The organism is Dysosmobacter acutus, from assembly GCF_018919205.1.
Taxonomy (GTDB): Bacteria; Bacillota; Clostridia; order Oscillospirales; family Oscillospiraceae; genus Oscillibacter; species Oscillibacter acutus.
The window spans coordinates 760,432-781,004 of record NZ_JAHLQN010000001.1 but is presented as its reverse complement, the minus strand read 5'-3'; the positions used below and the strand labels follow the sequence as shown (position 1 = coordinate 781,004).

The 20,573-nt window shown below is 61.6% G+C and carries 18 protein-coding genes, 4 tRNA genes and 1 other RNA gene; 13 read left to right on the top strand and 10 right to left on the bottom strand.

The genetic code is table 11. The features are described from left to right. Positions 1 to 51: 51 nt before the first annotated feature. From KQI82_RS03660 to KQI82_RS03645, 4 genes are all read left to right on the top strand, one after another. On the top strand, positions 52 to 1,338 hold the full coding sequence (locus tag KQI82_RS03660) for an L-cysteine desulfidase family protein (RefSeq protein ID WP_216558887.1): 1,287 nt from the start codon (positions 52 to 54) through the stop codon (positions 1,336 to 1,338). Between the two features lie 210 nt (positions 1,339 to 1,548). Next, a tRNA-Met gene (locus tag KQI82_RS03655) sits at positions 1,549 to 1,625 on the top strand. Between the two features lie 65 nt (positions 1,626 to 1,690). Continuing rightward, positions 1,691 to 1,765 (top strand) — tRNA-Glu (locus KQI82_RS03650). Between the two features lie 13 nt (positions 1,766 to 1,778). Further along, a tRNA-Val gene (locus tag KQI82_RS03645) sits at positions 1,779 to 1,855 on the top strand. Positions 1,856 to 1,945: 90 nt separating this feature from the next. Here KQI82_RS03645 and KQI82_RS03640 read toward each other — a convergent pair. The 4 genes from KQI82_RS03640 to KQI82_RS03625 form a co-directional block, all read right to left on the bottom strand. Further along, complete coding sequence (locus tag KQI82_RS03640) at positions 1,946 to 2,626, bottom strand: hypothetical protein (protein WP_216558884.1); 681 nt, start codon at positions 2,624 to 2,626, stop codon at positions 1,946 to 1,948. A 24-nt stretch (positions 2,627 to 2,650) separates the two neighbouring features. Then, on the bottom strand, positions 2,651 to 2,866 hold the full coding sequence (locus KQI82_RS03635) for a hypothetical protein (protein ID WP_216558881.1): 216 nt from the start codon (positions 2,864 to 2,866) through the stop codon (positions 2,651 to 2,653). 146 nt (positions 2,867 to 3,012) lie between these two features. Beyond that, on the bottom strand, positions 3,013 to 3,417 hold the full coding sequence (locus KQI82_RS03630; RefSeq protein WP_216558878.1) for a hypothetical protein: 405 nt from the start codon (positions 3,415 to 3,417) through the stop codon (positions 3,013 to 3,015). A gap of 42 nt (positions 3,418 to 3,459) precedes the next feature. Beyond that, positions 3,460 to 3,535: transfer RNA gene (locus KQI82_RS03625), tRNA-Ala, on the bottom strand. A gap of 183 nt (positions 3,536 to 3,718) precedes the next feature. Between KQI82_RS03625 and ffs the strand changes: the two genes are divergently transcribed. From ffs to KQI82_RS03605, 4 genes are all read left to right on the top strand, one after another. Next, positions 3,719 to 3,818: signal recognition particle sRNA small type (gene ffs / locus KQI82_RS03620), an RNA gene on the top strand. Between the two features lie 49 nt (positions 3,819 to 3,867). After that, entirely contained in the window at positions 3,868 to 5,571 is a 1,704-nt protein-coding gene (gene dnaX / locus KQI82_RS03615) for a DNA polymerase III subunit gamma/tau (protein WP_216558875.1), read from the top strand. A 17-nt stretch (positions 5,572 to 5,588) separates the two neighbouring features. Further along, on the top strand, positions 5,589 to 5,957 hold the full coding sequence (locus KQI82_RS03610; protein WP_216558872.1) for a YbaB/EbfC family nucleoid-associated protein: 369 nt from the start codon (positions 5,589 to 5,591) through the stop codon (positions 5,955 to 5,957). Between the two features lie 57 nt (positions 5,958 to 6,014). Further along, a complete protein-coding gene (locus KQI82_RS03605; RefSeq protein ID WP_216558869.1) occupies positions 6,015 to 7,772 on the top strand; it encodes a DUF4127 family protein in 1,758 nt (585 codons plus the stop codon). A gap of 46 nt (positions 7,773 to 7,818) precedes the next feature. Here KQI82_RS03605 and KQI82_RS03600 read toward each other — a convergent pair whose 3' ends face one another. Beyond that, positions 7,819 to 8,577 carry a hypothetical protein gene (locus KQI82_RS03600; RefSeq protein WP_216558866.1) on the bottom strand — a complete coding sequence of 253 codons (759 nt, stop codon included), beginning with the start codon at positions 8,575 to 8,577 and terminating at the stop codon, positions 7,819 to 7,821. Between the two features lie 297 nt (positions 8,578 to 8,874). On the opposite strand from KQI82_RS03600, the gene KQI82_RS03595 reads away from it, so the two are divergent. The 5 genes from KQI82_RS03595 to KQI82_RS03575 are packed head-to-tail and all read left to right on the top strand — an operon-like array spanning position 8,875 to position 12,921. After that, a complete protein-coding gene (locus tag KQI82_RS03595; protein ID WP_216558863.1) occupies positions 8,875 to 9,894 on the top strand; it encodes an FAD:protein FMN transferase in 1,020 nt (339 codons plus the stop codon). Next, positions 9,872 to 10,276 (top strand): NusG domain II-containing protein, encoded by a 405-nt coding sequence (locus KQI82_RS03590; protein WP_216558860.1) that lies wholly within the window; start codon positions 9,872 to 9,874, stop codon positions 10,274 to 10,276. The genes KQI82_RS03595 and KQI82_RS03590 overlap by 23 nt, the downstream gene beginning before the upstream one ends. A gap of 12 nt (positions 10,277 to 10,288) precedes the next feature. Beyond that, entirely contained in the window at positions 10,289 to 10,810 is a 522-nt protein-coding gene (locus KQI82_RS03585) for a Gx transporter family protein (protein WP_216558857.1), read from the top strand. Positions 10,811 to 10,828: 18 nt separating this feature from the next. Then, positions 10,829 to 11,935 carry an AAA family ATPase gene (locus KQI82_RS03580; protein WP_241426603.1) on the top strand — a complete coding sequence of 369 codons (1,107 nt, stop codon included), beginning with the start codon at positions 10,829 to 10,831 and terminating at the stop codon, positions 11,933 to 11,935. Beyond that, complete coding sequence (locus tag KQI82_RS03575; protein ID WP_216558854.1) at positions 11,932 to 12,921, top strand: 2-hydroxyacid dehydrogenase; 990 nt, start codon at positions 11,932 to 11,934, stop codon at positions 12,919 to 12,921. Before KQI82_RS03580 ends, KQI82_RS03575 begins: the two co-directional genes overlap by 4 nt. Positions 12,922 to 12,994: 73 nt before the next feature. Here KQI82_RS03575 and mreB read toward each other — a convergent pair whose 3' ends face one another. From mreB to uvrA, 5 genes are all read right to left on the bottom strand, one after another. Then, complete coding sequence (gene mreB / locus KQI82_RS03570) at positions 12,995 to 14,023, bottom strand: rod shape-determining protein (protein WP_216558851.1); 1,029 nt, start codon at positions 14,021 to 14,023, stop codon at positions 12,995 to 12,997. Between the two features lie 126 nt (positions 14,024 to 14,149). Continuing rightward, positions 14,150 to 14,800 carry a ComF family protein gene (locus KQI82_RS03565; RefSeq protein WP_338148940.1) on the bottom strand — a complete coding sequence of 217 codons (651 nt, stop codon included), beginning with the start codon at positions 14,798 to 14,800 and terminating at the stop codon, positions 14,150 to 14,152. Next, positions 14,797 to 17,004 carry an SF1B family DNA helicase RecD2 gene (gene recD2 / locus KQI82_RS03560; RefSeq protein WP_216558845.1) on the bottom strand — a complete coding sequence of 736 codons (2,208 nt, stop codon included), beginning with the start codon at positions 17,002 to 17,004 and terminating at the stop codon, positions 14,797 to 14,799. The genes KQI82_RS03565 and recD2 overlap by 4 nt, the downstream gene beginning before the upstream one ends. Then, positions 16,967 to 17,356, bottom strand: coding sequence for a glycosyltransferase family 2 protein (locus tag KQI82_RS03555; RefSeq protein ID WP_216558842.1), 390 nt, complete (start codon positions 17,354 to 17,356; stop codon positions 16,967 to 16,969). Before KQI82_RS03555 ends, recD2 begins: the two co-directional genes overlap by 38 nt. 377 nt (positions 17,357 to 17,733) lie before the next feature. Next, positions 17,734 to 20,562 carry an excinuclease ABC subunit UvrA gene (gene uvrA / locus KQI82_RS03550; protein ID WP_216558839.1) on the bottom strand — a complete coding sequence of 943 codons (2,829 nt, stop codon included), beginning with the start codon at positions 20,560 to 20,562 and terminating at the stop codon, positions 17,734 to 17,736. Positions 20,563 to 20,573 lie beyond the last annotated feature (11 nt).

The window sequence follows — 20,573 nt, the reverse complement described above, 5'->3', positions numbered from 1 at the left end:
ACATTTTATAAGCGGGCCGCTTCAGCGGCAGGCCACTAAAAGGAGAACGCCATGGAAAAGATGTCCACCCAATACAGCACCTATGTTCGGATCCTTCAGCGGGAGCTCGTCTGTGCGATGGGCTGCACGGAACCCATCGCGATCGCCTACTGTGCGGCGGTGGCCCGGGCGGAGCTGGGCGCCCTGCCGGATCGGTTGGACATCGAGGCCAGTGGAAACATCATCAAAAATGTGAAAAGCGTCATCGTCCCCAACACGGACGGCAGGCGGGGCATCGAGGTGGCCGCCGCGATCGGCGTTTTGGGCGGCGACGCGTCCGCCCGGCTTGAGGTGATCTCCCATGTGGACCAGGCTGCAAAGGACATGCTGCCTGAGTATCTCAAAAAGACGCCTGTGGCCATCCACATGGCCCAATCTCCTTTTTTGCTTGACCTCACTGTGACCGCGTTCCATGGAGACTCCTATGCAAAAGTGCGCATCGTCAATGAGCACACCAACATCGTCCACGTGGAGCACAACGGCCAGGTGACACTGGAAAAAGACCTTCTCCCCAGTGTCCAGGACACCCAGGCCGACCTGCCGGACTACACTCTTCTGACCGTGCAGGACATCTATGAGTTTGCAGCCACCTGTGACTTGGCGGACGTCCGGGAGGTCATCGCGTCCCAGATTGAAAAAAACACCCGCATCGCCGAGGAGGGCCTTCACAGCACCTATGGGGCAAACATCGGAAAGGTGCTGCTTAAAAGCGGCGCAGACAGCGTACGGGTCCGGGCAAAAGCCTATGCGGCGGCGGGCAGCGACGCCCGGATGAACGGCTGTGAACTGCCGGTGGTCATCTGCGCCGGCAGCGGGAACCAGGGGCTGACCACCTCCCTGCCGGTCATTGTATACGCCGAAGAGCTTCACGCGGATGAAGAGACGCTCTACCGGGCGCTGGTGATTTCCAATCTGGTCACACTCCATATCAAGGAGAATATCGGACGGCTCAGCGCTTACTGCGGCGCGGTCTGCGCCGGCGCCGGCGCCGGTGCGGGCATCAGCTACCTGTACGGCGGGGATTGCGACGTCATCTCCCACACCATTGTCAATACGCTGGCCGTCACCTCCGGCATCGTCTGTGACGGTGCCAAGTCCTCCTGTGCCGCAAAGATCGCCATGGCGGTGGAGGCGGGCATCCTTGGATTCGAGATGTACCGCAACGGCCAGCAGTTTTACGGCGGCGAGGGCCTGGTGCTCACCGGCGTGGAAAACTCCATCCGCAACTTCGGCCGCCTGGGCCGGGAGGGTATGCGGGAGACGGACTGTGAGATCATCCGCATGATGGTGGAGCAGTAGTGTTCAGCGGCCCATGCCTCCGCGGCGCAGAGGGCAGGCCGCCAACCGGAGCCTGTTTTTCAGGCTCCGGCGGAATTGCGCAGCGCCCTGCGCAAGAGAGTCGGCCAATTAGAGATCACGGACAAAATTTTTCCGTTTTTTAAGAATTACCCTTGACAAAATACACTGGTTTTTGGTATAGTAATTTGTGCCCTGTCGAGGATTTTTTATGGCGGCATAGCTCAGTTGGCTAGAGCATGCGGTTCATACCCGCAGTGTCCCCGGTTCAAATCCAGGTGCCGCTACCATTCTCCTGAGACGCACAGCGTCTCAGGAGAACCCCAAACGGGCCTTGGCAGGGCTTGATATAGATGGCCCGTTGGTCAAGTGGTTAAGACACGGCCCTTTCACGGCTGTAACATGGGTTCGAATCCCGTACGGGTCACCACTTTCTTTCATCTGGAGGCTTAGCTCAGCTGGTTAGAGCGCCTGCTTCACACGCAGGAGGTCACTGGTTCGAGTCCAGCAGTCTCCACCAAGAAGTTCCTGATTTCTCTCGAAATCAGGAACTTTTCTTTTGCTTCGCACCAGAATGATTTGCCTCAAATTCTCGCTGTCGTGTTGATCGTTATGATTTTTTTGTATAGTCAGAAAAAATCCAGCCTTCTATCTTACACGCATCAGCAAGCGTTGCTGTGAGTTTTTCTATCGGAAAGCTTGGTGCGGTCTGTATGATGAGCACCAAATACCCCCAATCCACGTGCAGGTTCAAAAGGGCACTCTTCTCCAGTGTTGAAACTCCATCGAAGCGGGGGAGAAGTTCTTTTTTTAGGACAGAACAATTTAGATAGATGTCCTCCCAGGCAATCTCCATGTTGATACACCGGTAGAGCGATGCATACAGTTCTTTCGGCAGCCGGCTGAAGCCAAATGCATACTGCTTCCCCTCGTGTACTACCTGCACCCTGAACCAGACGCACTGTTCCAACGCCATCTGCCGCAGTCCCGGGAAGCGCGCTTCCCACGGGACACAGGTGTGTCCTGTATAGTCCGACACGGTCAGAGCCACAGGCAGCCCGGCGCTGACCTCTTCTACGGCGTGCTGGACAATCGCGTGGAAGGGGCGCATCGCCTCCTCCTGTCCGGCTGAGGCTGCCAGCGCTCCATTTTCGCCGGGAAGGCCGTATAATCCCGTCATGCCGGCAGTCGCTTCCTCTGCCCGGAATTCTCCGGACATCAGCCAAAACTCTCCTGGGCGCAGCTCGTTAAATGGGCTATCAGTCTCTCCTTTTCGTTTCCAAAAAACCATATTTACTCTCCCATATTCGTGATATCAACCACCCATTTTTCCCAAAGAGGAACCTGCAACGCCAAGGATCAACCCGTCTACGATCCCGCCAACAGCAGTGCCAAGTCCAGGTAAAATCGCTGTACCGATCGCCGCGCCTGAAACCGACAGTACTCGCCCTGCGCTTCCGACTACCTTGGCAGAGTGTTGAAAATCTTTTAAAATATCATGGGCTTCTTGGGAAATCTCGGTGTGATCCAATCCCGATGCAAGCCTTTTCTGCCATGCCGAAGCATTTGGGTCGGACAATTTCGCCCATCCTTCGTGATCTTGGATGCGGCTTGAATTCCCCTCCAACTGCTTTGGAGCGGGTCAGTCCATGCCAAAGTTGGAAATCTACCGCGAGCCTATTCGTTTAAAAAATCCTCTCTGGCGCCGTCTGCCCTCTTCCCATAGACGCCGCCCTCCAACAGTTGTCCTCTTGCATTCAACTGATTGAGCTTCGTTGCAGCTGACAAATTTTTGCTGAAACACTTTCCGCTCCACATAACGCAGATGCTCTTTGACGCCAATGGAATAGCCATATCGTCCTTACAAATCTGCCGATTCTGCGGTATGTCTCCAGCACACCCCGTAAGAATTCCATATCCTTTCTTGGGAACATCCTTCAAAAATACAGCCTTTCGTTTATCGCTCCCCGCCGCAGATGATCTCTCCGGATTTTTTCTTTGCCAAACAAATATCTTTCTCTGCCAAATAAAAGGAACAGGAAACCTCTTTTCAGAGCTTCCCTGTTCCTTCTGTGGCCGCAAAGACGATTCTCCCTCCAAAAAGGTGTTCGTATCTTCGCATTATGGTGGACTCGAAGGGGATCGAACCCTCGACCTTACGGATGCGAACCGTACGCTCTCCCAGCTGAGCTACGAGCCCATATATTATTCTGATTGCCGTCGGCCAAGCGCATCGTTTTCATCTGGCGACAGATGATATTATACCATAAAATTTAAAGTTGTAAAGGAGATTTTTTGTGCCGGGTGATATTTTGCCTTGATAATTTCTCTTTTTTATAGTACACTGTTTTTGTTCTGAATCAGTCCTCCGCGTGCAGCTGCGGAGTCGGTCTCGCGCAATGGGAGCCTGCGAACCATGTCAGGCGGGGAACCGAGCAGCATTAAGCGGGATCTCCCATGTGCCGCGAGGGTGCCGGGTCCGCAGCTGCATACGAAGGACTGATTCTGTCTTTTGAGAAGGGAGGTTTTCAAATGTACCAGGCGCTGTACCGCAAATGGCGGCCCAAAACCTTTTCCGACGTGGTGGGTCAGTCCCACATTACCCAGACACTGCAAAAGCAGGTTTGCGAAGGCCGCACCTCCCACGCCTACCTCTTTACCGGCACCCGGGGCACGGGAAAGACCACCTGCGCCAAAATTCTGGCCAAGGCGGTCAACTGTGAGCACCCGGCAAACGGCGACCCCTGCAATGAATGCGCCTCCTGCAAGGGGATTGAGAGCGGCAGTTTTTTGGACGTATTGGAGCTGGATGCCGCCTCCAACAACGGCGTGGACCAGGTCCGCGCCCTGCGGGATGAGGCCATCTACACCCCAGCCCAGGTAAAAAAGCGGGTTTACATCGTGGACGAGGTCCACATGCTGTCCACCCCGGCCTTCAACGCGCTGCTGAAAATCCTTGAGGAGCCCCCGGAGCATCTAATGTTTATTTTGGCCACCACGGAACTCCACAAGGTGCCAGCCACCATTCTCTCCCGGTGCCAGCGGTTTTCCTTCAAGCGCATCACGCCCAAGGACATTGAGCAGCGCCTCCTCTATGTGGCGGACAAGGAGCAGATCGATCTGACCGGCGACGGCGCCGAGCTGCTGTCCCGGCTCTCCGACGGCGCGCTGCGGGACGCGCTCTCCCTGCTGGACCAGTGCGCGGCCTCCGGCGGCACCGTCGACTCTGCCGCCGTACTGGAGGTGTTAGGGCTGGCGGGCAACCTTCAGACCGCCCGCATGATGGACTGCATCCTCCGCAAGGATGCCAAGGCGGCCCTGCTGCTGCTGAGCCAGCTCTACGACAGCGGCAAGGATGTGGGCGCCGTTTTGGGCGAGCTCTCCACCCTGACCCGGGATTTATTGCTGCGCAAGACCGCTCCCGAGGGCGGCGCAGCGCTGCTCTCCGGCGGATACGACAGCCGTAGCCTGGACGCGCTGGACAAAAACGCCTCCGCCCGACAGCTCATCTACCTTGCCACCACACTGCAGGAGACCACGGCCAATTTGCTGCGCAGCGCCAACCGCCGCACGGACGCTGAGCTGTGCCTGCTGCGGCTGTGTGACGAGTCCCTGAGCGGCGATCTGAGCGCGCTTTGCGCCCGGATGGACCGATTGGAGGAGCGGGTCCGGCAGATGCCCACTGTTTTGCAGGCCTCCCTCTCTCCCGCCGCGCCATCCGCCCCAATGAATCCGGAAATCGCTCCGGAGGCGGATATTGTCCCGGAGGCCCGGGAACCGGATGTCGTCCCGCCCACCTATGACCCCCCGCCCTGGGAAGAGCCCCCGGCTCAGACGGCGGAAGAGGAGCGTCCCCCCCTCCCGGAGGAACCTCCCGTTGTCCAGCAGGCACCGCCCCGAAAGGCGGCGGCCCCGGCCGCTTCCAATGTCTGGTGGCAGCGCCTGTCCGAGGAGTGCAAGGGGCAGCTCCCCGCCATGAACCGGGTCTATCTGGATAAGGTTTCAGGCGCTTTAGATGGTGATCTTTTAACGGTGACCTGCCCCGACGAGCTGACAAAGGGACGGCTGGACACGGACCGGGTCCGGGGTGTGCTCATCGCCCAGGCCGCTGAACTTGCGGGAAAGCCGGTGCGGCTGACCTTTGTCCTTGGCCAGACCGCCGAACCTTCTCCCGAGGAGCGGATGAAGAATTTGATCGATTTCGGAAGCAGGTTTGACAGCTTCCAGATTAAGTAAGCAAGGAGAGTAAGACTATGTCATACAGCGCACGCCGCGGCTTCAGCAACGGCAGTATGAAACCCACCGGCGCCCAGCGCCAGCAGGAGATGCAGGAAAAGATTCAGCAGATGCAGGAGGAGATGGCCAGGGCCCAGTCCCAGGTGGAGGAGACGGAGTTCTCCGCCAGCGTGGGCGGCGGCGTGGTCAGCGCCAAGGTCAACGGTAAGAAAGAAGTGCTCTCCGTGACCATTCAGCCCGACGCCGTGGACCCCGAGGATGTGGAGATGCTCCAAGATTTGGTGGTCTCCGCCGTGAATGAAGCGCTGCGCCAGGCGGACGAAGCCATGCAAAACAGCATGGCCCGGGCGACAGGCGGTCTGAACTTAGGGGCCTTCGGCCTGTAACATCCACATCCCACAGCCTGCATGAAACCACATGCAGGCTGTTTTTAGGAGCTGCCTATGAAGAAACTTCTCTGTCTGCTGCTCACGCTGCTGCTGGCCGGCTGCGGCGGTGAGCCGCTCTCCTATCCCGACGAAACCCCTTCCGCCGGCACGGTGGCCTACGTGCCTTTGGACGACCGGCCGGTGAATTCGGACCGGGCGGTCTACCTGGCCCAGTCTCTGGGCTATGAGATTCTCCTGCCGGACCAGGACCTCTATCACACCTGCCTGGACGGCCAGGAGCGCAATCGCAGCGGCACTGGCTATGGGGACCGGGGCGCGCTGTGGCAGTGGGTGGCGGAGCAGGACGCGGCGGGCTGCGACCTCTTTATTTTGTCGTTGGATCAGCTGCTCTCCGGCGGTCTGGTCAGCTCCCGGTCCATGACCGGTTACGACCCCATCCTTTTCTCCGACGGCACCACGCTCAGTGAAGAGGAGGCGGTGGAGCGGTTCCTCCTGCCCCTGTGCGCTGACTCCGCCAACCGGATCTATCTCCTGGACACGGTGATGCGGCTGGCGCCCACCGTGGGATACGACGGATTTGATTTGGCCGGCTACGAGGCCCTGCGCTCCTATGGCATGGCGGAGCGCCCCGCTCTCAGCGGCAGGTTGCTGACCATCGACAACATCGTGGACACCTACCCCCTCTCCGCCCAGTCCGGCACAGTACCCATTCCGGACGGCCTGCGTGAGGGTGCGGTGGAGGACTATCTCAAAGCCCGGGAGCGCAAGCTTCGGCTCATCGCCTTCGTCCTGGACGCCACGGAGGAGAAGGAAAATGTCCGCTTCCTCATCGGCGTGGATGACTCCGCTCCCTCGGCCAGTATACAGACCAATGAACTCAGCTTTCTGCGCCAGGCCGTGGAAGGCCGGGGCGCGGTGCTCTCAGGCGCCGACGAGATCGGCATGCTGTCCCTTTGCCGCATGTACGAGGACGTCACCTACAAGGGGCGGCTGCCTGCTGTCCGGGTGCGCTATTTCGGCGGCAGTGAGGAAAGCGCCTCCAGCGACTACGACCATCAGCCCCTGACGCAGATCGTGGACGCCCACCTCGATTACCTGGGCCTTGCCCAGGTCCCGGACGACTCCGCCGACCTTCAGGTCCTGGTGCTCACCGCCCCGGCGGACGCGTCCAGGAGCGGCAGCTACTGCAGTGAGCTGATCCGCGCGCTGCGGGAAAATGAAAAGAACGGCGTCCCCACCGCGCTGATGGACGCGGCCAAAAACGCCTACGGCACCTCTTTTCAAAGCAAGCTGGTCAAAGAAGCCAACCTGGGATCGCTCTTGGGTTACGCCGGGTTCTACGACCTGGCCAACGCCACCGGCATCACACTGGCCAACGCCGTGGCCCGGTGGCTGTGTCTCAGCCTGGGCGACAGCCGCAGCGCCGCCCAAGAGAAAGCTTTTGTCCGCACCCTGACCGACTCCCTGATCAAGGACATCTGCTACAAAAATGACGCAAAAATTGCCATCACCCAATACGTCAAAGGAGAATTGGGCGGCGACCCGGACAACTTTGCCAAAACCGGAACTGACCTGGACGCTGTTTTGCCCCAGCTGAACTCCTATCTGGACGGAGCCTGTGCAGACCTGATCCTCAACCTGAACCACAGCAACCTCATCACCTCCCTGTCCCCCTATGAGACGGCGGGGCTCAGAGGCATCGGCATCGGAGCCGTCACGTTGCCCTGGCAGCGGGTCTTTGAGCTCCGCATGGAGCTCAGCGTGGGGACCTTTGTGGCGCCCCACCGGAAGGTTCTCTTTTTCTACACGTGAAAAAAGTGCCCCGGAACTTACGTTCCGGGGCGCTTTGACCTGATCTTTACAGCTGCTTCACCGTGTAGTAGACCGCCAGGGCAAAGAGCACCGCGCCAAGGAGCCACATGGCGTAGTAAGCCGCGCTGTTCACGATCAGCGTCACGGCCAGACTGGCGGCGGAGAGTCCAATGGAGCCATACACCGGCAGGTAGTCCGTCTCCTTTGCAAACAGCCGGATATCCTTGAGCCTGCCGCCGTTTTTCTCCGCCATCCGGACCAGGACCACGATCAGCGCCAACACCGCGATCAGCACGCAGACCGCGATCTTCACATTGGGGGAGAAGCTGCGCCGGCACGCATAGAGGGCGATGAGGGCGAGGCTCAGGCTGCCCACGCTGAAAAAGCACTCCCTCTGATACAGCAAAAACACCACGCCCAGCAGCATGACCACCGGGACCGCCACACACATGGCCCGGGTCCCGTCGGCCACATAGTGGAGGCACACAAAGGTGGCGCCGGCCACAAACGCGCCCACGCCGGCAATCCACGCGGCAGTCTTGCGCAGTGCTCCGCCCCGCTTCCACCAAAGGGCCAGCAGCACCAGGCCAAGAGCCAATACGCCGAGTCCGGCGTAGATCACATAAGGCAGTGCCTCGGCCATGGCCAGCACCTGGTCCAGCGTGCCGTCCACCAGGTATTTGTTGATGAACAGCAGGTAGATCTCCGCCGCGCAGCCGGCAAGGAAAACGGCCATGGACGCGTGGAACACGGCGTTGCCCTTGCGTATATTCCTTGAAGAAGCGGGATTCGTTTTCTTTGCCATATATCGAAGCCTCCATCAAAAGAGGAGCAATTCCTCCTGAGAATTTGTAAAAAAGCGGACTCTTTCCAAAAATGATTTCGCATAGGCTTATATTTTAACAGACTTGCGCCCATTTTGCAAGGATTACCTTTTTGTCCGGACTGCTCCGGGATTTTGGTTGTTCTGCGGTCAAAAATATGGTATGGTATTTTCCAAAGGCGAGCAGGGCGTTCCCCCCGGACTCCCGCCCTTTTCCGGCCGCCGGCCATTGTTTCCACAGCGGCCCTGATTCCGCATTTTCCGAAAGCAGGTAATCCAATGAAACATTTTTTCGCTCTTCTTCTGCCTCTTTTGCTGCTCTCCGGCTGCGCCGGAAGGGAGGGTGATCCTCAGACCGCCCAGATCTTTGCCATGGACACAATCATGGACTTTACCGTCTACGGCCCCTCCGCCACCGACGCCATCGACTCCTCCACCCAGGAGATTCAGCGGCTGGAGCGGCTTCTCTCCCGCACCCTTGAAACCAGCGAGGTCTCCCGCCTTAACGAATCCGCCGGAAAAGCGTCGGAAACCACCAAGGAGGTATCTTCGCTGCTGGAGAAGGCGGTCCGGCTCAGCGCGGCAACCGGCGGCGCCTTTGACATCACCGTGGCCCCGCTGGCCTCCGCCTGGGGCTTTACGGAAGCGGAATACCGCGTCCCAAGTGAGGAGGAAATCAGCCAACTGCTTCCCCTGGTGGGCAGCGGGCGCATCCACATCACGGGGCAGCAGGTAGAGCTTGCGGACGGCATGGCCATCGACTTAGGAGGCATTGCCAAGGGCTACGCCTCGGATCAGGTGGAGCGCACCTTGCAGGGCTACGGGGTGGAGAGCGCGATCATCTCCCTGGGCGGCAATGTCTACGCCAGAGGCACAAAACCCGACGGCGGTCCCTGGCGCGTGGCGGTCCGGGACCCCGGCGACCCGGCGGACTATGTGGGCATGCTGCTGCTGGAGGACGCCTACGCCGTCACCTCCGGCGGCTATCAGCGCTATTTTGAACAGGATGGACAAACCTATCACCATATCATCGACCCCTCCACCGGCTGCCCGGCGGACAGCGACCTCACCTCCGTCACTGTGGTCAGCAGCAGCGGCACGGTCTGCGACGCCCTGTCCACAGCACTCTTTGTCCTGGGCGAGCAGGGGGCCGTGGGCCTCTGGGAGGGGACGGAATGGGAGCGTGGATTTGACATGGTGCTGGTGACGGAGGACGGCCGGGTGCTGATTACCGCAGGTCTTGCCGACCGCTTTGAACCAAAGGAGGGCAGCGCCTATGTCTATGAAACACTCTCCTAAGCTCAGGCCCGGCCCGTGGGACCTTCTGGTGGCGGCGGCGGTGCTGGCGCTGGCCGTGGCCTGCGGCACGGCGGTGTGGGGGCGGAGCCCCGGAGACTCGCTGACGGCCGTTGTGTCCATTGAGGGGGCGGAGGCGGATCGCCTCAGCCTTGCCTCCAGCGCCCAGCGCGTCTATTCCAACAACGGCTACACTCTGGAGGTGGAGTTCTGCCCCGGCGGTGAGACAGGCGTCCGGGTGCGCTCCTCCGACTGTCCCAGCCAGGACTGTGTCCACACCGGGACCATCACCCGGAGCGGCCAGAGCATCGTGTGCCTGCCCGCCCGGATCAGCATCCAGCTGGTGGGAGACGGCCCCTCCAGCACGGACGCGGTTATCGGATAGGAGGCGGGCTGTATGAAGTGTTCCACCCGGCAGCTGACCTTATGCGCGGTGCTCACCGCGCTGGCGCTGGCCCTCTCCTACCTGGAGAACTTCCTGCCCCTGAATCTTCTGATCCCCCTGCCGGGGATCAAGTTAGGGCTTGCCAACATCGTCACCGTGTTTGCCCTCTACGCCCTTGGGCCGGCCCAGGCATTTGCCATACTGCTGTGCCGGTGCTTTTTAGGCGCGCTGTTCGCCGGAAACGCCTCCGCCCTGATCTTCTCCCTCTTGGGCGGTGTCTGCGCCATGGCGGTGATGAGCATTCTCTGCCGCAGCCGCCTGCTCTCGGTGTTCGGCGTCTCCATGGGCGGCGCGGCGGCCCACAACTGCGGTCAGGTTGCGGCTGCCGTTTTGACCCTGGGCAACTCGGCCCCACTCTATTACCTGCCGGTTCTGCTGGCGGCGGCCCTGGCCTCCGGCGCGCTGAACGGCTTCATTGCATCGCTGCTGTTCCGCGCCGTGGCCCATACGGACCTTTTGGCGGAACAGGAGTGAAGAAAGAAGGTCTTGACTTTGGAAAAGAGCAAAAAAGATGAGATCATCCTCCAGCAGTTGGACGTCATCCGCACCATGTCGGAGCACAATCTGAGCCGGATGGGCACCGACTTCTGGGGCAGTCCCCTGCCTGTGCGGAAGGAGGAGGACCAGCCGGGCGGCGCCGCCTCCACCGGCAACGACGACACCATGGCTCCTCCTGTGGAAGAGCCGGCACCGCCGGAGAAGATGGAAGACCTCCAGGCGGAGTTGGACAGCTATATCGGCCTTGCCGCCGTAAAAAAAGAGGTCAAAAATCTCATCAACATGGTGACGGTTTACAAGCTGCGCCGGGACAACGATCTGCCCACCACCGATCTCTCCCTCCACATGGTGTTCTCCGGCAATCCCGGCACCGGCAAGACCACCATCGCCCGGATCATGGCCCGGATCTACCACGCCCTGGGCATCCTCTCCAAGGGCCAGCTGGTGGAGGTGGACCGCAGCGGACTGGTGGCGGGCTATGTGGGCCAGACGGCCCTGAAGACCAGCAAGGTGATCGACTCCGCCCTGGGCGGCGTGCTGTTCATCGATGAGGCATACGCCCTCAACGGCCGGGCGGAGAACGACTTCGGCCAGGAGGCCATCGACACCATTCTCAAGGCCATGGAGGACCACCGGGACGATCTGGTGGTCATTGTGGCGGGCTACGACGGGCTGATGGATGCGTTCATCCACTCCAACCCCGGGCTGGAATCCCGGTTCAACCGGTTCCTCCACTTTGACGACTACAGCGTGGATGAGATGCTGGAGATTTTCAAGATGCAGTGCAGGAAGGGCTGCTATGAGCTGGGCGACGGCGTGGAGCAGCAGCTCCGGGAGTTCATCGCCGAGGAAAATACCAACTCCATCTCCTTTGGCAACGCCCGGGGTGTGCGCAACCTCTTTGAGCGCATTTTGGTGAATCAGGCCAACCGCCTGGCCGCCCTGGACGCGGTGACCCGGGAGGACCTGATGAAAATCACCACCCGGGATGTGGCGCTGGCCCGGGGGCTGGAGGAGGAGCCGGAGTGCGGTGCGGCTCAGAAAAGCAGATCAACGCCGGACGCGCCGCCCGCCGGCGCCGCAGAGGAGGATTTGAAATGAAACTGCTGATTTTAGGCAAGCCCGACCACTACCTCCACTTTATGCCCGACCTGCCCATCACCCGCCAGGTCGAGGCCGTCTACCGCAGCTTCCGCTGTCAGGAGGAGGAGCTGGCGGAGGCCGGAGAGGGTGCCGAGGTCCTGTGCATCAACCCCACCAACACAGTCACCGCCTCCCTGATGGACCGCCTGCCCCAGTTGAAGCTGATTCAGTCGGAGGGCGTGGGCTTTGACCGGGTGGACCTGAAGGCCGCCGCGGAGCGGAACATCTATGTCTGCAACGCGGCGGGCTGCAACGCCACCGCTGTGGCCGAGCAGGCCGTCTTGCTGATGCTGATGCTCCTGCGCCACGCCGTCCCCTACGACAAGGCCACCCGGGAGGGGCAGGAGACGCCCATCCTCCGCAATCTGATGCTCTCACCCCTGACGGAGCTGGGCCAGTGCGCCGTGGGCCTCGTGGGCTTTGGCAGCATTGCCAGGGAGGTTGCCCGTCGGCTGAACGCCTTTGGCTGCACGGTCTACTACAACGCTCCCCACCGCCGCGCCGAGGCGGAGGAGCGCTCCTGGGGCGTCACCTACCTGCCCCTGGAGGAGCTCGCTGAGAGGAGCGACATCGTCAGCCTCCACTGCCCGGCCAACGACTCCACCCGCAACCTGGTGGACAGCGCCTTTCTGGGCCGGATGAAGCCCACCGCCTACCTCATCAACACAGCCCGGGGCGACGTGGTGGACTCCCAGGCGCTGCGCCGCGCCCTCCTGGAAGGGCGTCTGGCCGGAGCCGGCATCGACACCCTTTCCCCGGAGCCGGTGCCAAGGGACCATCCCCTCATCGATATTCCGGATGAGCTGCGGGATAAAATCGTCTACTCGCCCCACATTGCCGGCGTCACCCGCACCTTTTTCCTGAAGGGCCACCGGATGCTTTGGGAGAACGTGGCGCGCATCGCCGCTGGAGAGCGGCCCGCGCACATTGTCAACGGCCTGTAGGCCCTTTTCATCAAGGCGGCGGTTTCCGCAAAAAAAGAGGTCTCCCTTTTCAAAAGGGAGACCTCTTTTCCATTCAGTTCATCTGCTTGCGGCGGCTTAAGTTCATGGTGCCGTCCTGCATGTTATTGAGGGAATCCAGGCTCTTTCCCGTGCCCAGGGCCACACAGGAGATGGCGTCCTCGGCGATGACCGTGTGGATGCCGGTGCGGGCGGTGACCAGCTTGTCGAAGCCCGCAACCAGGCTGCCTCCGCCAGTCATGACAATGCCGTTGGTGGAGATATCCGCCACCAGTTCGGGGGGCGTGCGCTCCAACACGGAGTGGATGGCCTCCATGATGCGCTCCACCGGCTCTTCAAAGGCGTCCATCATCTCCGTGGAGCTGACGGTGACCACACGGGGCAGACCGGTCAGCAGGCAGCGGCCCTTGACATCGATGGTCTCCTCCTCTTCCTTGGGGAAGACGCAGCCGATCTTGATCTTCATATCCTCAGCGGTGCGCTCGCCGATGAGCAGGTTGTGCTTGCGGCGCATATACTTGACCACGGCCTCGTTGAGCTGGTCGCCGGCGATCTTGATGGAGCAGGACTCCACCACGCCGCTGAGGGAGATGACGGCGATATCCGCGGTGCCGCCGCCGATATCCACCACCATGTGGCCGTCCGGCTGGGTGATGTCGATACCCGCGCCGATAGCCGCCGCCACAGGCTCCTCAATCAGAAAGACCTTCCGGGCGCCGGCCTGGATGCCCGCGTCGATGACGGCGCGCTCCTCCACCTCGGTGATGCCGGAGGGCACGCAGATGATGACACGGGGCTTGAAAAACTGGAACCCGGCCACCTTGTGGATGAATTCCTTGAGCATCCGCTCCGTCATGTCGTAGTCGGAAATCACACCCTCCCGCAGGGGGCGGATGGCGATGATGTTGCCGGGGGTACGGCCCAGCATGGCCTGGGCGTCCGCGCCCACCTTCAGGAGCTTGCCCGTGTTCTTGTCCAGAGCCACCACGGAGGGTTCATTGAGCACAACGCCCTTGCCCTTCACATATACCAGCACCGACGCGGTGCCCAAGTCGATCCCGATGTCTTTTGCCAGAGAGCACATAGTATATCCACCTCATTCGTTCGTTTCCACTCTATTTCAGCAGCTTTCGCAGCATACACGCGTACAGTTTATTATACAAATGCCAATTGCAATTTGCAAGCACATTTTTTGAACATTTCCACGCTTTTATGTGCGGTTTTGCGCATTGTTTGCAAAGGTGGTTTGGGCCACGGCGGCGCACACCACATGTTCGGCGCCGGCAAGACACAATACTTTGACACATTCTGCCAATGTGCTCCCGGTTGTAATCACATCGTCGATGAGCAAAATACGCCTGCCCCTTGCCTCCGGCGACGGTTCGTAAACGCCCAGCACATTGGCCCGTCTGGCCGAGGCGCTGTCCTGTCCGGATTGGGCGGGGTTGTCCTGTATCTTGCGCAAAAGCCGGACCGGCTTTTCGTCCCAGCGGGCGGCCGCGGCTTCCGCTATCATCTGCGCCTGGTCAAAGCCCCGGTTTTTCAGACGCCTGCGGGAGACGGGCACCCAGGTGACGCAGTCGAACTCACCGGCAAAGGCCTCCGCCGCGGCGGAGGCCAAAAAGTCGCCGAAGAGATCGGCCCCGGCGATCTTTCCATTGAACTTGAAGCGGAGAATCGCCTCGCGGACACTGCCCTCATAGCGCAGCGGCGCGGCACACCTGCCAAAGCCCGCGCCCTCTTTCACCAGCGGCTCCGCCCAGGGAAGCGACTGCCTGCACGCAGGGCAGATGCCCGGCGCCTTTTGCACCTTCTGACAGAAGGGACACTTGGGCGGAAACAGCAGGTCCAGAACACTCACGCACGCTCCCCTCCCCGCAGCCGCCATTTCAGTCCGGAGTAGCGCTTTTGCTGGCGGTCGTTTTCCGTCATGCGGCCCACGGCCGCCTCGTCCCCCACCACGATCAGCAGCTCTCTGGCCCGGGTGATGGCCGTATAGAGCACGCCGCGCACCATCAGCGCCGGCGCGGCGTTCACCGCCGAGAGCACCACGCAGCGGTATTCGCTGCCCTGGGCCTTGTGGACGGTCATGGCATAAGCCAGGTCAATTTCTGAAAGCTGATCCGCCGTGTAGGTGGCCAGGCGGTCGTCAAAGTTCACCGTCAGCCACTCGCCGGAGGGATCGATCTGCTCGATGCGCCCCACATCACCGTTGAACATACCGGTGCCCACGGTGCCGTCCGGCTTTTCCCACACCACGTCGTAATCGTTTTTCGTCTGCATGATGCGGTCGCCCTCCCGGAAAAGGCGTTCGCCCCAGCTCCGCTCCCGCCGGTCCGGCCGGCGGGGGTTCAGCGCCGCCTGAAGCACCCGGTTCAGATTCACCGTGCCCGCCTCGCCCTTATGGGTGGGCGTCAGCACCTGGATTTGCTCCACGGGGACGCCCATCTTCTCTGGCAGGCGTGTCTGGACCAGCTCCACAATGGTGGCAGCCGTGCGGACCGGGTCCCGGCGGCGCAGGAAAAAAAAGTCCCCCTGATCGTTGTCCAGGGCGGGAAGGCGGCCCTCGTTCACCGCGTGGGCATTGCGGACGATGGCGGAGCGCTCCGCCTGGCGGAAGATCTCCCGCAGGGCGACGGTGGCGATTCGTCCGCTTCGGATCAGGTCGGAGAACACATTGCCCGCCCCCACGGCGCTCAGCTGGTCCGGATCGCCCACCATCACAAGACGGCAGCCCGGCCGCAGCGCACGCAGCAGCGCTGCCATCAGCATCAGGTCCACCATGGACATCTCATCCACAATGACGGCGTCCGCCTCCAGCGGTTCCTTCTCCCCCTTGATGAAGGAGACCTCGCCGGTGGATTCGGAAAAGCTCATGCCCAAAAGGCGGTGAATGGTCTGGGCCTCCATACCGCACAGCTCTCCCATGCGCTTGGCGGCCCGGCCGGTGGGCGCCGCCAGCACGGTGTCCAACCCCATCCGCCGGAACAGGGCCACAATGCCCCGAACGGAGGTGGTCTTTCCGGTGCCCGGACCGCCGGTGAGCAGCAGCACGCCCTGGCGCGCGGCCAGCTCCACGGCCTGGCGCTGGGCCGGAGCATAGGAGATGCCCTGCTCCTCTTCGATGCGGCCGATGAGCTCCTCCACGCCGCCTCCCTGATCCGCGGCGGCGGAGAGCAGCAGCTCGATCTTCCGCTGGGCATAGCGCTCCGCATCATAGAGACGGCGCAGGTAGCAGGCCGTCACATTGGCCACCTGCTCCTGCACCACGGCGCAGCGCTCCATCAGATCGTCCAGGGCCCGCTCCACCTGCTCACAGCCGCACTCCAGCAGCCGCGCCGTGGCGTCGATCAGCTTTTCCCTTGGTAAAAACACGTGGCCGTTGTCGGCGTTGTGGTCCAGCTCAAAGAGCACGGCCGCCTCCACCCGGCAGGCGCTGTCGGCCGGGATGCCCAGGCTGATGGCGATCTCGTCGGCTGTGGAGAACTCCACCCCAAAGGTCCCCCCGGCCAAGAGGTAGGGGTTCTCCCGCAGCACATCCAGCGCCGTACCGCCGTAGCGCTTTTCAAGCAGCATAGCCAGCACGATGGGCAGTTCAAACCGGGCAAGAAATTCCATCAGCCGCCGCAGCTCCATCTGGCTGCGAAAGGACTGGGCGATTTCCATAGCCCGCTTGGAGGTAACCCCCTTGAGCTGGGTCAGCTTCTCCGGCGCCCGCTCAATGACGTCCAGCGTCTCGGAGCCAAAGCGCTCCACCATGCGGGCGGCGGTGGCCGGCCCCACGCCCTTGATGGCGCCGGAGGAGAGGTAGCTCAAAATCTCATCCTCTTCCGCGGGCATTCTTCGTTCCGCGTCCCGAACGGAGAACTGCTCCCCGTGCTGCGGATGGACCTCCATCCTGCCGGTGAGCAGCATCCGTTCCCCGGGGGCCGCGCAGGGGAGGCAGCCCACCGTGTTGACCACCTCGCCCTCATCCGTCAAAAGGCGCAGCACCGTGTATCCGTTGTCCGGGTTCTGGAAGATGATGCTATGTACCGTCCCCTCCAGCGTGCTGTATTCCTCCATCTGACCTTCCCCTCTCCATCAGCTCTTGTGCAAACTCCTCCGCAGTGCAGAGAACCACGGCCCGGTCCTCGGCGCAGAGGAGCTCTCCGATCTTTCTGGCCTCGTCGGTGAGGCCGCAGTCCAGAATGACGATTGTCGTGTAGGCGCGCAGCTCGCCCCGAAGCTGCTCTAACTCATGGACGCTCTGCTGCAGCGCCGGGGCGGCGCCGCTTGCCGGCAGCACCATAACCGGCTTCATCACCGGGCTGCGGCTCATCCGCAAGAAGGCTCCTACGACTATCCAGACAAGCGACGTCAGCCCGACGGCGGCCAGCATGGCGACAATTCCGTCCTGCCACAAATTCATTCCCATCACCTCGGGCCATCCTATGCAATTGGGCGGTCTTTGGTGTAAATGACGCTAACGGGACCTTTCCATTGCGAAATTCTCCAAAAGCACGCCGTTTCGCTCCACCTGTTGGGCGCGGAGCAGGCGGCAGCCCCGTCCTTCAAAGAAAGGCCGTGCCGCTCTCAAGTCTCACTATCGCTTCAGCGCCTTTTTCAAATACTGGCCCGTGTAGCTCTTTTCGCACGCCGCGACCGCCTCCGGCGTGCCGGTGCTCGTCCTCGCAGGCTCCGCATCCCTCGCCCCGGCTGAACGCCGCCGCGGCTCCCTCGCTGCGCCGCTCGTCCTCTCCCCGCCGAACCCGTATGGGTCCGGCGGGGGCCCCGGATATTGTCTGCCCCGGTTTACCGCTTCAACACCTTTTTCAAATACTGGCCCGTGTAGCTCTTTTCACACGCCGCGACCGCCTCCGGCGTGCCGGTGCAGACAATGGTTCCGCCTCCGTCGCCGCCCTCGGGCCCCAGGTCCAGGATATGGTCCGCGCATTTGATGACGTCTAAGTTATGCTCGATGACCACCACGGTGTTGCCCGCGTCCACCAGCCGCTGGAGCACCTCCAGCAGCTTGCGCACGTCGTCGGTGTGCAGTCCCGTGGTGGGCTCATCCAGGATATAGATGGTGGAGCCGGTGGATCGCTTGCTCAGCTCTGTTGCAAGCTTTACCCGCTGGGCCTCGCCGCCGGAGAGCTCCGTGGAGGGCTGGCCTAACTTCACGTACCCCAGTCCCACGTCGCACAGCGTGCGCAGCTTGTCCCGGATGCGGGGGATGCTGGAGAAAAACTCCACCGCCTCCTCGGCGGTCATGTCCAGCACCTCGGCGATGTTCTTGCCCTTGTAGCGCACCTCAAGCGTCTCCCGGTTGTACCGCCTTCCCTTGCAGACCTCGCAGGGCACAAAGATGTCCGGCAAAAAATGCATCTCAATCTTCAGCACGCCGTCGCCGGAGCAGGCCTCGCAGCGGCCGCCCCGGACGTTGAAGCTGAACCGGCCCGGCCCGTAGCCCCGGCTCTTGGCCTCCTGGGTGGCGGCAAACAGGTCCCGAATCTCGTTGAATACGCCGGTGTAGGTGGCCGGGTTGGACCGGGGCGTACGGCCGATGGGGCTCTGGTCGATGTCCACCACCTTGTCCAGATTCTCAATGCCCTCGATCCGCTCGCACTTGCCGGGATGGGCCTTCATGCGGTTCAGGTCCACACCCAGCCGCTTGAAGAGAATCTCGTTGACCAGGGAGGACTTGCCGCTGCCCGAAACGCCGGTGACCACGGTGAGCACGCCCAGGGGAAACTCCGCGTCGATGTGCTTTAAGTTGTTCTCGCAGGCGCCCACCACCTTCAGAAACTTCCCGTTCCCTGTCCGGCGCCGCTCCGGCACAGGCACCATTTTTTTACCGCTGAGGTACTGGCCCGTCAGGCTGTCGGGGTTGGCCATGACCTCCTCCGGCGTGCCGGCGGCCACCACCTCTCCGCCCGCCCGGCCGGCGCCGGGACCGATGTCGATGAGGTAGTCCGCCGCGCGCATGGTGTCCTCGTCGTGCTCCACCACAAGCAGCGTGTTGCCCAGGTCCCGCAGCCGCTGCAGCGTAGAGAGCAGCTTGTCGTTGTCCCGCTGGTGCAGCCCGATGGAGGGCTCGTCTAAGATATAGAGCACCCCCATCAGCGAAGAGCCGATCTGGGTGGCCAGGCGGATGCGCTGACTCTCGCCGCCGGAGAGCGTTCCCGCGCTGCGGCTGAGTGTCAGATAGCTGAGGCCCACGGACTGTAAAAAGCCCAGGCGGGACCTGATCTCCTTTAAAATCCGGTCGGCGATCCGGTGCTGCTGCTCCGTCAGCTCCAGGCCCCGGACCCGCTCCAGTTCATCGGTGACCGAGAGGTTGGTGAAATCGTTGATGTTCATCCCACCCACGGTGACGGCCAGGGACTCTTTGCGCAGCCGCTTTCCCTGACAGTCCGGGCAGGGGCACTCGGACATGGCCTCCTCCAGCTCCCGCTTGCTGGCGTCGCTCTGGGTCTCCCGGTAGCGGCGCTCCAGATTGTTGCAGATGCCCTCAAAGGGCTGGCGCAAAATGCCCTTGCCCCGGGGCTGGTCGTAGTGCAGCTCCAGCAGCTCTCCCTTGGTGCCGTAGAAGATGATGTCCTTCACCTCGTCGCTGAGCTGGGCAAAGGGCGTTGTGAGGGCAAACTGGTACTTTTTGGAAATGGCCTCAAAATACATCCGGGAGATGCCGTCGGAGCGGATGGAGTTCCAGCCCGAGGCCTGGATGGCGCCGTCTAAGATGGAGAGGCTCTGGTCCGGCACCACCATGGCCGGGTCCACCTTCAGCTGGCTGCCCAAACCCGTGCAGGTGGGGCAGGCGCCGAAGGGGTTGTTGAAGGAAAACATCCTGGGCGTCAGCTCCTCAATGGAGATACCGCAGTCCTCACAGGCGTAGTTCTGGGAGAACATCAGGTCCTTCTCCTCCCGCAGCAGGTTCACCACCACCAATCCGCCGGAGAGGCCGGAGGCGGTCTCCACGGAGTCGGTGAGCCTCTGGCGGATGTCGGAGCGGATGATGAGGCGGTCCACCACCACCTCGATGTTGTGCTTTTTATTTTTATCTAACTTGATCTCCTCGTCCAGCTCGTACATGGACCCATCGGCCCGGACCCGGACATAGCCGGAGCGCTTGGCATCCTCCAGCACCTTGTGGTGCTCGCCTTTTTTGCCCCGGATCACAGGGGCCATCACCTGGATGCGGGTGCCCTCCGGCAGCGAAAGCACCTGGTCGATGATCTGGTCGATGGTCTGCTGGAGAATCTCCTTGCCGCACTTGGGGCAGTGGGGCGTGCCCACCCGTGCCCACAGGAGGCGCAGGTAGTCGTAGATCTCCGTCACCGTGCCCACGGTGGAGCGGGGGTTTTTGCTGGTGGTCTTCTGGTCGATGGAGATGGCGGGGCTCAGGCCGTCGATATAGTCCACATCCGGCTTGTCCATCTGTCCAAGAAACATCCGGGCGTAGGAGCTGAGGGACTCCACATACCGCCGCTGCCCCTCGGCATAGATGGTATCGAACGCCAGGGAGGACTTGCCGCTGCCTGAGAGGCCCGTCACCACCACCAACTTGTCCCGTGGGATGGTGACGTCGATGTTCTTCAGGTTATTTTCCCGGGCGCCTTTGACAACAATTTTATCCTGCATGGTAAACTGGT

Bases quoted from the DNA above. Each gene is read 5' to 3' on its own strand.
- KQI82_RS03605 (WP_216558869.1), top strand. From the start codon at position 6,015: ATGAAGAAACTTCTCTGTCTGCTGCTCACGCTGCTGCTGGCCGGCTGC.
- KQI82_RS03555 (WP_216558842.1), bottom strand. From the start codon at position 17,356: ATGGGAATGAATTTGTGGCAGGACGGAATTGTCGCCATGCTGGCCGCC.
- KQI82_RS03595 (WP_216558863.1), top strand. From the start codon at position 8,875: ATGAAACATTTTTTCGCTCTTCTTCTGCCTCTTTTGCTGCTCTCCGGC.
- dnaX (WP_216558875.1), top strand. From the start codon at position 3,868: ATGTACCAGGCGCTGTACCGCAAATGGCGGCCCAAAACCTTTTCCGAC.
- KQI82_RS03600 (WP_216558866.1), bottom strand. From the start codon at position 8,577: ATGGCAAAGAAAACGAATCCCGCTTCTTCAAGGAATATACGCAAGGGC.
- mreB (WP_216558851.1), bottom strand. From the start codon at position 14,023: ATGTGCTCTCTGGCAAAAGACATCGGGATCGACTTGGGCACCGCGTCG.
- uvrA (WP_216558839.1), bottom strand. From the start codon at position 20,562: ATGCAGGATAAAATTGTTGTCAAAGGCGCCCGGGAAAATAACCTGAAG.
- KQI82_RS03575 (WP_216558854.1), top strand. From the start codon at position 11,932: ATGAAACTGCTGATTTTAGGCAAGCCCGACCACTACCTCCACTTTATG.
- KQI82_RS03660 (WP_216558887.1), top strand. From the start codon at position 52: ATGGAAAAGATGTCCACCCAATACAGCACCTATGTTCGGATCCTTCAG.
- KQI82_RS03590 (WP_216558860.1), top strand. From the start codon at position 9,872: ATGTCTATGAAACACTCTCCTAAGCTCAGGCCCGGCCCGTGGGACCTT.
- recD2 (WP_216558845.1), bottom strand. From the start codon at position 17,004: ATGGAGGAATACAGCACGCTGGAGGGGACGGTACATAGCATCATCTTC.
- KQI82_RS03585 (WP_216558857.1), top strand. From the start codon at position 10,289: ATGAAGTGTTCCACCCGGCAGCTGACCTTATGCGCGGTGCTCACCGCG.
- KQI82_RS03610 (WP_216558872.1), top strand. From the start codon at position 5,589: ATGTCATACAGCGCACGCCGCGGCTTCAGCAACGGCAGTATGAAACCC.
- KQI82_RS03640 (WP_216558884.1), bottom strand. From the start codon at position 2,626: ATGGTTTTTTGGAAACGAAAAGGAGAGACTGATAGCCCATTTAACGAG.